This window comes from Flagellimonas sp. (genome assembly GCF_965601775.1).
Lineage (GTDB): Bacteria > Bacteroidota > Bacteroidia > Flavobacteriales > Flavobacteriaceae > Flagellimonas.
Genome location: NZ_OZ271837.1, coordinates 2,700,368 through 2,713,934, shown reverse-complemented (window position 1 = coordinate 2,713,934; position 13,567 = coordinate 2,700,368). Strand labels below are relative to the sequence as shown.

The following is a 13,567-nucleotide window of genomic DNA, read 5'->3' as shown; positions in this document are numbered from 1 at the left end:
AAATACGATGCGAAAGAGAACCACTATAATTTCCATATTTTTTTTGAGCCTTTTGGGTACTGTTTTGGCCCAAGAAACCAATGACATAGGCACTGAAACGGTAACTGTGGTAAAACCCTATTCCCCCACTGTTTCAGATGCCTTTAAGTTAAAATCGAATCCCACTTTGGATGATTCCATTGTCCTTCAAAAGAAAAAAATTAACTACAGTATTTTCTCTGTTCCGGTGGCTTCCACCTTTACCCCAGCCAAGGGCAGGGCTTCCCGGGTTAAGAAGACACCTCCACCAACCTTGTACAATTCTTACGCTTCCATAGGTCTGGGAAATTTCAATAATGCTTTGGTCGATTTATATACGAGTCGGGAGTTTAACCGAGGAGAGAATTTGCTCGATTTTGGATTAAGTCATAATTCATCTCGAGGTGATATAGAATCAACCCCCTTGGATGCCGATTTCTACAATACAAAACTGGATGTTTCCTATGCAAAGAAAGACCGGGACATAGATTGGGACCTAGGATTGGGCCTTCAACATCAGTTATACAATTGGTATGGGGTTGAACTTGGAGAGTTTGACGAATCCCTACTAATTCCCTTGGATGAAACCCAAAACTATTTCAATGCGCAAGTCAAAGGGAATTTAAGTTTAGAGGATTCTTTCTTTAAAAATGGGACAGCTTTGCTACGAAGATTTTGGGATGCCACGGACTCAGGAGAAAATAGGGTAGTGCTGGAACCAACAATTGAATTGCCTATTACCCAGGAATTGGTAACCATTAAAACCAAGTTTGACTATGTAAGTGGAAGTTTTGAAAATGCTTCTTTGAATCTGGCAACAAATGATTCGGGTATTGATTATAGTCATTTTCAGGTTGGAGTAAATCCAAGTCTGTTGATTCTTCGGGATGATTTGACCCTGAATCTGGGTGCTAACATAGTATACGGTTTAGACACGGAGAACTCAGATAGTAACTTCTTTATTTACCCAGCGGTAACTGCTTCGTATCGTGTAGTGGATGAAACGGTCATCGCCTACGGAGGGATTGAAGGCGAATTGAGACAAAACTCCTACTATGATTTCGTTCAGGATAACCCTTATGTTTCACCTACTCTGGAAATTCAACCTACGGACCAGCAATATGAGGGGTATTTGGGATTAAAGGGTCAATTGTTGCCCAGTGTGGGATACAATATTAAAGGTTCATATACGGCTGAAAATCGAAGACCACTCTTTTTGTTGAACCCTGAAAACCTTTCAAGGAGTGATGAGGAAGGTTATTTTTTGGGGAATTCGTTTCAAGTCTTTTATGACGATATCAAAACCTTGGGCATTTTTGGGGAGCTCAATGTTGATGTAAATCGCAATTTTTCGCTGGGAATCAATGCCGAATTCTATGATTACGACACTGAAACCGACAATCCTGCTTGGAATCTGCCCTCAATCAAAGGTTCCCTATTTATGGATTATCAAATTTCGGAACAGTGGTTTTTTGGAGCCAATCTGTTTTACGTAGGGGAGCGCGAAGATTTGGATAGACAAGTTCTTGCGGGGCCACTTCCTCCCGTTCCGTCTGACGTAATACTAACACTGGATGGTTTTTTCGATGTAAATGCACATGCCGGATATCGGTTCAATGAGCAACTCTCCATTTTTGTAAAAGCTTCCAATATTGCCAATAACGATTATCAGCGCTGGGCCAACTTTAGGGTGCAAGGTTTCCAGGCGTTGGCTGGGGTATCGTACAAATTTGATTTATAAGAAGTCGGTTTTTGAACCGTATCAACAAATACCTTAACTGTATTCCAAAAATACCGAAATTGTTTTTCAGCTTTTCGAAAGCTTTTTGTCCAATGGTATATAAATTGAACTCCATCGGCAACTAATTGAACAAAAGGAACAAGTGCAACCCTTGGTTTTAATAGAACTTTGGTGGAGTATTTAAAAAACGTTCAAAAATGAAAAGTTTGTTAGCAATGAGTTCAGTGATTTTTATGGTTGTAGCCACAACCAACGTAGGCAATGCACAAAAGAAAGTTCAAAAATTTGTTGAGTCCAAAGTAATCGATTTACCGGCAGAGAAAGTATGGGCGATTGTTGGAGAGGATTATGGCGCAATTGCTTATTCCCATCCTAAGATTATTTCTTCCAATTACATCAACGGAACATTGAAAGCTGGGGAAGGCGCCGAGCGGGTATGTAACTTTAATGAAAAAGGGACAAAATTCCTTAAAGAGAAAATGGTCGATTATAATCCAGATGAAATGACCTTTGTAAATACCGTGTATCAATCAGGCAGATTTCCGGTAGACCCTGAGTATACCAAGGCTATTTATAAAGTTGAGCCCTTGGCTGGAGGGAAAAGTAAAATAACCTTTGAAATGCAATATCGGACCAAACCTGCCTTTATGGGTGCAATTGCAAAGGGTAATTTCAGAAAATTGATTCGAGATTATTTTATTTCCATTGAACACCATGCCAAGACCGGGGAAAAGGTGACAAAAGAAAATTTCAGGAAAATCAAAAAACTATACTCCTGATTTTCATTCAATTAATCGATTTTAAGAGGGCCTCTAGTTTTAGGGGCCTTGTTTATTTTAGACCCTTGGTTTGTAAGTAAAAACGCAATAAATAGCGAAGAAAATCGTTATGATACACTCTGGATGTCAATGATTTGTAAGTCCAGAGACCCAAATCTGAACCTGAAATCATGCGATTACAGTTCTTACAAATAGTGTTCTTCAGCCTTTTTTCTGTTGGGTTTTATGCCCAGAAAGTACAGAACTTGGTCCATAATGGAGGGTTTGAGGATTTTGTGGAATGTCCTGTCAAAATGAGTAATCTCAACAAGGACACGGAATATTGGAATGCTCCTACCTTAGGTACAACCGATTATTTTAACGTATGCAGCAAAACCAAGCTGGGTATTCCCATGAATTTTAAGGGAAAGCAGAAAACCTTGGAAGGAGATGGTTATATAGGATTGTACTTATTTGCCCCCAAGGATTATCGAGAATATATTCAGGTATTACTTACGGAAACTTTACAAAAAGGACATCGATATCGACTAAGCCTTTCGTTGAGTCTTTCTGAAAAATCAGATGGCGCGGTTATGGATATGGGTGCAGTTTTTTCAGAAAAACCACTTTCTGTTCATACCAAACGACAACTGTCGAATGCCATGCTATCCTCCCAAAGTGTGAAAACGACCCATGCGAAATCATTTTCGAACGAAGGATTTTATGAGGACAAACAAAATTGGATGCGGGTAAGCCTTGATATTGTGGCCAAAGGATTCGAGAAAAATCTGATTTTGGGGAACTTTAAAAGTAACGGTGGTACCACATACCTCGATTTTCGACAAAACCCTGCCAAACCCGAGGGCTATTCGTATTACTACGTAGATAATGTGGTTTTGGAATATTTGGGTCCTGAATACAAGCCCAACCAGCGCTATGTGTTGGAGCATGTGAATTTTGACTTCGATAGGTTTGAGCTTCTACCAAAAGCCAAATACAATTTAAGGGAAGTTTACTCCTATTTGGTGAAACATCCGAACCTGAAAGTAGATATAAGCGGCCATACCGACCATTTAGGTTCTGAAGAATATAATGAAGTGCTTTCTAAACAACGCGCCAATACCGTGGCCAATTATCTGGTGAGACTTGGTTTGGACAAAAATCGAATCTCTTATAAGGGGTATGGAAACAAAAAACCTTTGGATAGCACGCTAACGGATAAGGCTAGAAAGAAAAACCGAAGGGTTGAGTTTGTGATGACGAAATTTGAGGATGATAATTAATTTATTTTCCTTCTAAAAGCCTTCTCATCTCCTCGTTGTATTCCAATACAATTTCTCCTGCACTTCCTCCGCTTAAAACAAAGAAAGATTCAGTTTTATATCCTTTGGAACTGATATTTATTTTCCAGTGAAATTCCTTTTCGCTTTCAATGGTAAAGACACCATCAAAATTTGTGTAGACCTTGTTGTCGGTTGAGTTGATTTCAACCATAGCAAGATAAATGGGCAGACCCAATTCATCAATTATTTTCCCGGTCACAACGTTCTGGCTAATGCCAAAAATGGGAATAGCAAAAAGTAGTAGCGTAAAGGTTACTTTGCGCATCACAGTAAGATTTGGACTATTACTAACGCTGAAAAAACGGTTTTAGTATCACTTCACAGACAAGGATACTGGGTTTGACAACATAAATCGTTCAAAACAGCAGCAAACCGCAATATAGAATTCTGATGCGCGTTAATTGTATTAACGGGGACCTATCATAAATAAAGTTTGTTATATGGTCACTAAAATACTCTCTCTTTTTTGTTTCAGTCTATTTTTTTGTAGTTCGATTTTCGCCCAGAATTTGGTTATGAATTCAGGATTCGAAAATTATACCAATTGCCCAATGCACATTACCTCAATGGATGTGTTGATTGAAGATGTGTCTTTGCCAACTTCCAGTTCTGGGGATTATTTCAATCAATGTGCAAATGAAGAGTTTGGAGTTCCTTCCAATTTTAAGGGAAGCCAAAAAGCAGCTGAAGGTTCTGCCTATATCGGACTCTATTTTTATGCATTAAATGATTATCGCGAGTATGTTCAATTGAATACAACACGAACCCTTCGTGAAAAACACCCCTATAAGATATCATTTCAGGTAAGTTTAGCGGAATATTCCAAGCAGGCATTAAAGACGATGTCCGTTATTTTGGTAAACAAAAAGGTAAAAGTCCCTAATAGTTCCGTTTTGACCCATTCCCGATTGGACCTACAAAACGATGTGCGATTCCAAGAAGTACAGTTGACAGCGGATAATTCCATGACCGAAACGGATGAATGGGTTACGCTTTCTGCTGAATTCGATGCAAAAGGATTTGAGAATCACATTCTATTGGGAAATTTCCAAAACAATGGAAATACACAGCTCATTAATCGGGATGATGTCGCGTATTCCGGAGATTTCTCCTATTACTATATCGATAATTTCAAGTTAGAGGAATTACCACGGGTAAACTACGAGAAGGACAAGATTTACGTGATGGAACAAAATCCATTCGAACCTAAAGGGTATGAATTGGACGCCAAAGCTTTGGCTAGTGTCCAAAAGATTTTCAAATATCTTAAGGACAATGCTGAGGTTCAAATGAAAATTACGGGCCATGCCGACAATATCGGAACCAAGGAATACAATAAATTCATTTCCTCATTACGCGCTAGGGCGGTTGCCTTGCACCTAAAAAAATTGGGTATTGCCGAAGACCGTATTGTTTGGGAAGGTGTAGGGGATACCAAACCGCTTCGTAACGGTAAGTTGAAATCCAACGATTTTGAAGACGGGAGAGTTGAATTTGTAATGACCAAGGTCAACAACCATTAGAAAATCGCCTTTCTAGACTTTTTCTATTTTTGGGGAAACCCTTGAAATATGAAGCAGTCTATTGGCATTCTCTTAGTTTCTCTACTTTTTGTCGCATGTAACCCGAAGGAAGAGGTAGACCTTCTGGTTTACAATGCCAATATTTATACGGTTGATGGCGATTTTTCGAAAGCCAGTTCTCTTGCCGTTAAGGATGGAAAGTTCGTCGCCATCTCGCAAAATAATGACATCACAGAGAAATTCGTCGCAAAACAAGAAATAGACGCTGAAGGCAAAACCATTGTACCTGGATTGATTGATGCACACTGTCATTTCTATGGTTTGGGTCTAAATCAACAGGTTGTGGATTTGGTAGGAACCGAAAGCTATGATGAGGTGTTGCAACGGGTTGCCGACTTTCACGAAAAAAATCCGTCTAATGTAGTTCTAGGCCGAGGCTGGGACCAGAATGACTGGGCTGTCAAGGAATTTCCCATCAACGAACCATTGAACAAGATGTTTCCCGACATTCCTGTGGTTTTGGAACGAGTGGATGGTCATGCTTATTTGGTCAACCACAAAGCCCTTACAATGGCCGGTATAGATGGGTCAACTCAGGTAGAGGGAGGTGAAATTGTAAAGGAAAACGGTCAAATCATAGGAGTTCTTGTGGATGCCCCGATGGGTATGGTAGATGCCGTTATGCCGCAGCCGGATCGTGCATCACAAATCCAAGCCTTACAGGAAGCAGAAAAACTCTGTTTGGATTATGGGCTTACCACAGTAAATGACGCCGGATTACATCGGTCTACCATAGAGCTTATCGACAGTCTACAACAGGCAGGAGACCTATCCATCAGGATTTACGCTATGGTAAGTAATACTCCCGAAAATTTAGATCATTATTTGAACAAGGGTATTGTCAAAACGGATAGACTAAATGTTCGTTCCATAAAAGTTTACGGAGATGGCGCTTTGGGTTCCCGTGGTGCAGCTTTAAAAGCACCCTATTCTGATAAAGAGGGTCATTTTGGGGCAATGATAACGCCCGTTGACCAGATAGAGGCTTTGGCGGAACGTATTGCTGCAACGGATTACCAAATGAATACCCATGCCATAGGAGATTCTGCCAATGTGGTGATTTTAAAAACGTATCAAAAAGTATTGGATGGGAAAGAAGATAGACGTTGGAAAGTAGAACATGCCCAGGTAGTTGCAGAAAAGGATTTTGATTATTTCGAAAGTGGAATCATTCCATCAGTGCAACCGACCCATGCTACCAGCGATATGTATTGGGCCGAGGATAGGTTAGGTCCTCACCGGGTTAAAGGGGCATATGCTTTTAAAAAATTATTGGAAAAATCTGGAACCGTAGCTCTTGGGACTGACTTCCCAGTGGAACAAGTAAGCCCATTCCTTACTTTTTATGCTTCTGTTGCTAGAAAAGACTTAGATAATTACCCTGAAGGTGGTTTTCAGATGGAGGGCGCACTTTCAAGAGAGGAGACTCTGAAAGGAATGACCATTTGGGCAGCGCATTCCAATTTTGAAGAATATGAAAAGGGAAGTATTGAGGTAGGAAAAATGGCGGACTTCGTCATCTTAAACCAAGATATTATGACAGTTCCTGAACAAAACATTCCAGCGATAAAAGCCGAAAAAGTGTTCATCGACGGGAAACAGTTGAAATAAAAAAAGCGAGCTTTTAGCTCGCTTTTTACTTTTTCGATTTTTCTTTTTTAGAAAGAAACAGGTACCGCTACACGAGTAGTTCCCCATCCCATAACCATATGGGCTCCACCGTCAACATCTTTATAAGCAATGGAAAAAGCTTCCAAAGATTCAGAATCTGTGGATACACCTCCAGTTACACGGGTTACATCCGCAGCGCTGTCATAAGAATAGGCTCCCCACTGGTTCAAGTTACTGTTCAAGATAACGGTCCATTCGCTATCTCCAGGAATGGTAAATAGAGAATAAGTTCCAGCCTTTACAGCTTTACCACCAAAAGTAGCATCCTTGTAGAATGTAATTTCAGCAGCTTCATTTGCACCAGTTCTCCAAACTTTTCCAGCTGGGGCAAGCTCAGAAAGACTTCTTCCTTTTAATTGAGGTCTGCTATACACAACACGAACGGATTTGTCAGCCTCCCGGTAACTGGTAGGATAAGATGCAATATCTGCAGGACTTTTATCAAGACCGCTGAATTTTTGGGCCGTAGCTTCAGTAGTAAAAACTAAACCAAGGGCTAAAAAAGAAAATAGAATTAGTTTTTTCATGATTGTAATGATTTATGCGTTCAAAACTAGGAGGTATATCTCCGGAATACTTATAAAGAGACGTTAAATTTTAACAACCTTTCAAAATGTTCGTAAAAAAATGATTTTTACGGATTCTGCTTTCTAATATAAATTAATTAATTATTTTTTGTTTCAATTTGTATTCAAAAATCAGTTTTCAATTTCATATTTAATATTTAGGGATGATTTTTGTTTCACCATAGAATAAAGAATAGGATTATGTGTGGAATTGTATGTGCCTTTGATATAAAGGAAAGTGTAGATAAATTAAGACCCCAGTTATTGGAAATGTCTAAAAAAGTACGGCATCGTGGACCGGACTGGAGTGGAATATACGCAGACGAAAAAGCCATTTTGGCCCATGAAAGATTGGCCATTGTTGACCCGGCTTCTGGGAAACAACCTCTGTTAAGTGCGGATGGCAAACTTATTTTGGCTGCAAATGGAGAAATATATAACCATCGCGAACTGAGAAAGCAGTTTGAGGGTAAGTATGAATTTAAGACCCAATCGGATTGTGAGGTGATTCTAGCCTTGTATCAAGAGAAGGGGACGGATTTCGTGGATGAGATGAACGGAATCTTTGGTTTTGCCATCTACGATTCTGAGAAAGATGAATATTTCATAGCTCGGGACCATATGGGCATTATTCCTCTATATATTGGTTGGGACAGAAATGGCACCTTTTATGTCGCTTCAGAATTGAAGGCTTTGGAAGGTGTATGTACCAAAATCGAGTTATTCCCTCCAGGACATTACATGCACAGTTCGGATGGGGAGTTTAAGAGATGGTATCAGCGCGACTGGATGGAGTATGAGGCTGTGAAAGAAAATGAGACCAGTATTCAAGAATTAAAAGATGCACTTGAAGCCGCTGTACATAGACAGTTAATGTCCGATGTACCTTATGGTGTGTTGTTGTCGGGAGGATTGGATTCCTCGGTAACCTCCGCAATTGCCAAAAAATATTCCCAAATGCGTATTGAATCGGGTGACACCAAAGAAGCCTGGTGGCCTCAACTACATTCATTTTCTGTAGGACTGGAAGGATCTCCGGATTTGGCCGCTGCCCAAAAAGTAGCGGACCACATTGGAACCATCCACCATGAAATCAAGTTCACCATTCAAGAAGGACTGGATGCCATCAAGGATGTGATTTATAACCTGGAAACATACGATATAACTACGATTAGAGCTTCAACGCCCATGTATCTCATGGCAAGGGTAATCAAATCCATGGGGATTAAAATGGTACTGTCAGGGGAAGGTGCAGATGAGTTATTTGGAGGGTATTTGTATTTCCATAAGGCACCTAGCCCAAAGGATTTCCATGAAGAAACCGTGAGAAAGCTGGACAAATTGCATATGTACGATTGCCTTAGAGCCAACAAATCTTTGGCTGCTTGGGGAATTGAAGGCCGTGTGCCCTTTTTGGATAAGGAGTTTATGGATGTGGCGATGCGTATCAACCCAAAAGACAAAATGATCAATGGGGAACGAATGGAAAAATGGGTGGTTCGTAAGGCGTTTGAATCCTACCTGCCCGAAAGTGTGGCTTGGAGGCAAAAAGAGCAGTTTTCAGACGGTGTGGGATATAGTTGGATTGACACTTTAAAGCTTTTGGTGGAGCAAGAAGTATCGGATGAGCAGTTGAAGAATGCGCATTTCAAGTTCCCAATACAAACACCGACCACTAAAGAGGAATATTACTACCGTTCCATTTTTGAAGGACATTTTCCTTCGGATGCGGCAGCGCTTAGTGTGCCTCAAGAACCCTCTGTGGCCTGTAGTACTCAAATTGCACTGGAATGGGATGAGGCATTTAAAAATATGAATGACCCTTCAGGTAGGGCTGTGGCAAACGTACACGAAGATGCCTATGTGAAGTAAGTTTCAAAGATAGTTTCGTGCGGTAGATGAATGAGGTTTTGTTCATTTTCAATTAGTCGGAAAAGCCCCTTGAAAAAGGGGCTTTTTGTTGTTTAGAAAAAGAGAGCAAACCCTATTCTGAATTCGAAAATTCCTTCATCGGAAAAATCGTCGTTCAGACTTAGATTGTATCGCACTCCAGGTTCAATGCTGATATGGTCTGAAAGAAAGATGGCATAACCTCCCTGTAGCCCAACCCAAAGTGGATTCTCCGTAGCATCTTGAATACTGGCACCCGTAATGTCCACTTGGACGGGAATGGTGCTTATAACGTAGTATTTTGCTCCTACTTTATACGTAAAAATGGACAGACTGTCGAAATCAGTATAGCCTAGACCCACCTTTAACGCCAAATCATCGGCGATAAAGTAGCCTCCTTCTCCGCCAATACCCCATATTGTGGTGTCTCCGGAGGAAACTAGGGAAAAACCGGTATTGGCTGAATGAGCGGACAACCCGTCGCCTCCAAATCCAGTGTTGGCTTCAATTAACCAGCTTCCCTGACTAGTTTGAGTCCCATCTTGGGCCTGTGTGGTAAATACTAAGCCAAAAATGGCAACGATTACGAATGAGAGTTTTTTCATGGTTTAGATTTTAATGTTTCCTCAAAAATAGGACAGTCATGCAGTATTTGAATCATTTTCTGTTTAAAGTTTATGTAATTTCTTACTTGCCAATCAAATGTTGGATGAAGGAATAATTGTTCCCTAAAATGAGCACAAATCAGCAAATTCAAGTGTTACCTTGAGCCCTCTGTGGAACCCATTTCTGCAGGTGCACTTTTCCACAAAAAACTGTTGATAACTTAAGGTGTAAAAGGGCTTCTATGCCCTAATTTTACTGGCTTTTGCTTATATTTGTAGGATTTGAAATTTTCAAAAACAACATAGCGAATATATATGAGCGAAGAAGCTAAAAAAAATCAATATTCAGCCGATAGTATCCAAGCCCTAGAGGGTATGGAACACGTGAGAATGCGTCCCTCCATGTACATCGGGGATGTGGGTCCTAGGGGTTTGCATCACCTGGTCTATGAAGTAGTGGATAACTCCATTGATGAGGCCATGGGAGGTTATTGTGATACCATAAGTGTTACCATCAATGAGGACAATTCCATAACGGTTCAGGATAATGGTAGGGGCATCCCAGTGGGCATGCACAAGAAAGAAGGTGTTTCCGCTTTGGAGGTGGTAATGACAAAGATTGGAGCTGGGGGTAAATTTGATAAAGATTCCTATAAGGTTTCTGGCGGACTTCACGGGGTAGGTGTTTCTTGTGTGAACGCATTGTCTGACCATCTAAAGGCAACGATTCACAGAGAAGGGAAAATTTGGGAGCAGGAATATGAGCGTGGAAAAACCTTGTATCCCGTTAAAAGTGTTGGCAAAACAGATATCACGGGTACTATTGTCACCTTTGTTCCCGATAAGTCCATTTTCACCCAAACAGTGGAATACAATTACGATACTCTGGCCAATCGTATGCGCGAACTGGCCTATTTGAACAAAGGAGTTACCATCACTTTGTTGGACAAACGTAATAAAGATGACAAAGGAGAATTTGTATCAGAAACTTTTTTCTCGAATGAGGGATTAAAGGAATTTATCCGATTCTTGGACGAGACGCGGGAACCTCTTATCCAGAGCGTTATCTCAATGGAAGGAGAAAAGAATGGAACTCCGGTTGAGGTGGCCATGATTTACAATACCGGTTTTTCCGAAAACCTACATTCCTATGTGAATAACATCAATACTCATGAAGGGGGTACCCATCTTTCCGGATTTAGAAGGGGTCTAACTTCCACACTGAAAAAGTACGCAGACTCTTCAGGGATGTTGGACAAACTCAAATTTGAAGTCTCCGGAGACGACTTTAGAGAGGGTCTAACTGCGATTGTCTCTGTTAAAGTGGCCGAACCACAGTTTGAAGGTCAGACCAAAACCAAATTGGGTAATAGGGAAGTGACCAGTGCTGTGAGCCAAGCGGTTTCGGAAATGTTGACCAATTATTTAGAAGAGCATCCTGATGATGCCAAATCCATAGTACAAAAGGTGATTTTGGCAGCTCAGGCCCGACATGCAGCAGCAAAGGCTCGGGAAATGGTCCAGCGTAAGAATCCAATGAGCGTTGGAGGTTTGCCTGGAAAGTTATCGGATTGTTCTGAACAAGATCCAACCAAATGTGAGGTGTTCTTGGTGGAGGGAGACTCCGCAGGAGGTACAGCAAAACAAGGTAGGGATAGGAATTTCCAAGCAATCTTACCACTTCGTGGTAAAATATTGAACGTGGAAAAGGCTATGCAGCACAAGGTATTCGAAAATGAAGAAATCAAAAACATCTATACTGCCCTTGGTGTGACCATTGGTACCGAAGAGGATAGCAAGGCGTTGAACCTTGAAAAATTAAGATATCACAAGGTAGTCATCATGTGTGATGCCGATGTCGATGGTAGCCATATTGAAACCTTGATTCTTACCTTTTTCTTCAGGTATATGCGTGAACTTATAGAAGGTGGCCATGTTTACATTGCAACTCCACCACTGTATCTTGTCAAGAAAGGGTCCAAAAGGAGGTATGCTTGGAACGACCAAGAACGCGATGAAATAGTTGAGTCCATGAAAGGTGGAGCAAGTATTCAGCGTTATAAAGGTCTTGGTGAAATGAATGCAGAACAATTATGGGATACAACCATGAACCCAGAGTTCAGAACCTTGCGTCAAGTGAGCATTGAAAATGCAACCGAAACCGACCGTATTTTCTCCATGTTGATGGGTGATGAGGTACCGCCAAGAAGGGAATTCATTGAGAAAAATGCCGTCTATGCGAACATAGATGTATAAATAACCTTTATTTCACAACAAAAACTCGCCCTTACAAGGCGAGTTTTTTAGTTTTAGGAAAAACTTTACAAGATGAAAAGACTTTTTTTCATGGCAATGTTATCCATAAGTGCTATGGGTGCGGCCCAAGACCTAAATGACCTTTTTGTTGCTGGTGTGAATGATGCGGAACGTTTTGCCAACGCATATTTAGACCCTGTAGCAGAAGCTGGGCTGTTTAGTATAGCGAATGGATGGTATAATTCTGGTGAAGCCAAACCTCTTGGAGGTTTTGAAATTTCAATAGTGGGAAATATCACAGGATTTAAAAATAAGAATGATAAGAAATCGTTTGTTCTAGACCCAGCCGATTATGAAAACTTGGATTTCGTTACCAATCCCGGACAGCCTAGGGCAGTTTCTACAGGGCTCGGAGATATTGAAGGTATAATTGTTGTGGTTGAAGACGAGACCAGTCTTTTTAGAGAAGAATTTGAGTTACCATCAGGATTGGCTGCCGAAGACTTCAACTTCATCCCTACCGGATATATCCAAGCTAGTGTTGGTTTAATCAAAGGATTGGAGGTAAAAGCTAGGTTTTTGCCAAAAATCGAAATTGATGATGAAGCCGAAATAGGCCTTTTTGGTGCTGGAATTCAATATGAGTTCACCAAATTGCTTCCAGCGGATAAAATTTGGCCCATTGCTTTATCCGCGGTAATAGGCTACACTAGTTTAAGTGGCGAATACGATTTTACCGATTCAGGTGTAATTGACGGTAGTGACCAACGGTTGGACGCTTCCTTTAATACTTGGAACATAAGTGCTGTTGCCTCCACCAAGCTACCGGTAATTAATTTTTATGGAGGCTTGGGCTATATCACGGGAAGCTCGGATATTGACGTTTTGGGAACGTATGAAGCCAGTAGCCCTTTCCTAACCACAACAATAGTTGACCCATTTACGGTTGCAACCGATGCAAGTGGCGTTGCGGCAACCCTAGGAACCAAATTGAAACTTGGATTTTTCCGATTGAACGCTGAATATAATATCGCTGAATTCAGCACTTTTACCTTTGGAGTTAACTTCGGGTTTAGATAAAACAGAAAAAGAAAATTATAAACATGAACGCCCCAGCATTTGCCGGGGCGTTCTGT

11 protein-coding genes are annotated in these 13,567 nt (G+C 40.8%); 8 read left to right on the top strand and 3 right to left on the bottom strand.

What is annotated here, in order from left to right:
* The first annotated feature begins 7 nt into the window (after positions 1-7).
* The 3 genes from ACSLUF_RS12565 to ACSLUF_RS12555 all read left to right on the top strand — a co-directional run bounded on the left by ACSLUF_RS12565 (position 8) and on the right by ACSLUF_RS12555 (position 3,800).
* Positions 8-1,759, top strand: coding sequence for a TonB-dependent receptor (locus tag ACSLUF_RS12565; protein WP_435623132.1), 1,752 nt, complete (start codon positions 8-10; stop codon positions 1,757-1,759).
* Between the two features lie 197 nt (positions 1,760-1,956).
* The gene (locus ACSLUF_RS12560; RefSeq protein ID WP_435623131.1) at positions 1,957-2,538 is read left to right on the top strand and encodes an SRPBCC family protein; all 582 of its coding nucleotides are present in this window, start codon (positions 1,957-1,959) and stop codon (positions 2,536-2,538) included.
* Positions 2,539-2,708: 170 nt separating this feature from the next.
* On the top strand, positions 2,709-3,800 hold the full coding sequence (locus ACSLUF_RS12555; protein ID WP_435623130.1) for an OmpA family protein: 1,092 nt from the start codon (positions 2,709-2,711) through the stop codon (positions 3,798-3,800).
* 1 nt (position 3,801) lies between these two features.
* Here ACSLUF_RS12555 and ACSLUF_RS12550 read toward each other — a convergent pair whose 3' ends face one another.
* On the bottom strand, positions 3,802-4,125 hold the full coding sequence (locus tag ACSLUF_RS12550; RefSeq protein ID WP_435623129.1) for a carboxypeptidase-like regulatory domain-containing protein: 324 nt from the start codon (positions 4,123-4,125) through the stop codon (positions 3,802-3,804).
* A 250-nt stretch (positions 4,126-4,375) separates the two neighbouring features.
* Here ACSLUF_RS12550 and ACSLUF_RS12545 point away from each other — a divergent pair, with 250 nt between their 5' ends.
* Together ACSLUF_RS12545 and ACSLUF_RS12540 are read left to right on the top strand one after the other, a co-directional pair.
* Positions 4,376-5,383, top strand: coding sequence for an OmpA family protein (locus ACSLUF_RS12545; protein ID WP_435623128.1), 1,008 nt, complete (start codon positions 4,376-4,378; stop codon positions 5,381-5,383).
* A 48-nt stretch (positions 5,384-5,431) separates the two neighbouring features.
* On the top strand, positions 5,432-7,054 hold the full coding sequence (locus ACSLUF_RS12540) for an amidohydrolase (RefSeq protein WP_435623127.1): 1,623 nt from the start codon (positions 5,432-5,434) through the stop codon (positions 7,052-7,054).
* Between the two features lie 47 nt (positions 7,055-7,101).
* Here ACSLUF_RS12540 and ACSLUF_RS12535 read toward each other — a convergent pair whose 3' ends face one another.
* Positions 7,102-7,641, bottom strand: a complete 540-nt coding sequence (locus ACSLUF_RS12535) for a DUF2911 domain-containing protein (RefSeq protein ID WP_435623126.1) — start codon at positions 7,639-7,641, stop codon at positions 7,102-7,104.
* A 240-nt stretch (positions 7,642-7,881) separates the two neighbouring features.
* Between ACSLUF_RS12535 and asnB the strand changes: the two genes are divergently transcribed.
* Positions 7,882-9,552, top strand: a complete 1,671-nt coding sequence (gene asnB, locus ACSLUF_RS12530; RefSeq protein WP_435623125.1) for an asparagine synthase B — start codon at positions 7,882-7,884, stop codon at positions 9,550-9,552.
* Positions 9,553-9,644: 92 nt separating this feature from the next.
* On the opposite strand, the gene ACSLUF_RS12525 is transcribed toward asnB, so the two are convergent.
* Positions 9,645-10,175 carry a hypothetical protein gene (locus ACSLUF_RS12525; RefSeq protein WP_435623124.1) on the bottom strand — a complete coding sequence of 177 codons (531 nt, stop codon included), beginning with the start codon at positions 10,173-10,175 and terminating at the stop codon, positions 9,645-9,647.
* A gap of 315 nt (positions 10,176-10,490) precedes the next feature.
* Here ACSLUF_RS12525 and gyrB point away from each other — a divergent pair, with 315 nt between their 5' ends.
* The gene (gyrB, locus tag ACSLUF_RS12520) at positions 10,491-12,431 is read left to right on the top strand and encodes a DNA topoisomerase (ATP-hydrolyzing) subunit B (RefSeq protein WP_435623123.1); all 1,941 of its coding nucleotides are present in this window, start codon (positions 10,491-10,493) and stop codon (positions 12,429-12,431) included.
* Positions 12,432-12,503: 72 nt separating this feature from the next.
* Positions 12,504-13,511 carry a DUF6588 family protein gene (locus ACSLUF_RS12515; RefSeq protein WP_435623122.1) on the top strand — a complete coding sequence of 336 codons (1,008 nt, stop codon included), beginning with the start codon at positions 12,504-12,506 and terminating at the stop codon, positions 13,509-13,511.
* The last annotated feature ends 56 nt before the right edge of the window (positions 13,512-13,567 follow it).

What these genes read in the sequence shown, in the direction of transcription:
- ACSLUF_RS12565 (WP_435623132.1), top strand. Translation starts at nt 8, where the DNA reads ATGCGAAAGAGAACCACTATAATTTCCATATTTTTTTTGAGCCTTTTG.
- ACSLUF_RS12560 (WP_435623131.1), top strand. Translation starts at nt 1,957, where the DNA reads ATGAAAAGTTTGTTAGCAATGAGTTCAGTGATTTTTATGGTTGTAGCC.
- ACSLUF_RS12555 (WP_435623130.1), top strand. Translation starts at nt 2,709, where the DNA reads ATGCGATTACAGTTCTTACAAATAGTGTTCTTCAGCCTTTTTTCTGTT.
- ACSLUF_RS12550 (WP_435623129.1), bottom strand. Translation starts at nt 4,125, where the DNA reads ATGCGCAAAGTAACCTTTACGCTACTACTTTTTGCTATTCCCATTTTT.
- ACSLUF_RS12545 (WP_435623128.1), top strand. Translation starts at nt 4,376, where the DNA reads ATGAATTCAGGATTCGAAAATTATACCAATTGCCCAATGCACATTACC.
- ACSLUF_RS12540 (WP_435623127.1), top strand. Translation starts at nt 5,432, where the DNA reads ATGAAGCAGTCTATTGGCATTCTCTTAGTTTCTCTACTTTTTGTCGCA.
- ACSLUF_RS12535 (WP_435623126.1), bottom strand. Translation starts at nt 7,641, where the DNA reads ATGAAAAAACTAATTCTATTTTCTTTTTTAGCCCTTGGTTTAGTTTTT.
- asnB (WP_435623125.1), top strand. Translation starts at nt 7,882, where the DNA reads ATGTGTGGAATTGTATGTGCCTTTGATATAAAGGAAAGTGTAGATAAA.
- ACSLUF_RS12525 (WP_435623124.1), bottom strand. Translation starts at nt 10,175, where the DNA reads ATGAAAAAACTCTCATTCGTAATCGTTGCCATTTTTGGCTTAGTATTT.
- gyrB (WP_435623123.1), top strand. Translation starts at nt 10,491, where the DNA reads ATGAGCGAAGAAGCTAAAAAAAATCAATATTCAGCCGATAGTATCCAA.
- ACSLUF_RS12515 (WP_435623122.1), top strand. Translation starts at nt 12,504, where the DNA reads ATGAAAAGACTTTTTTTCATGGCAATGTTATCCATAAGTGCTATGGGT.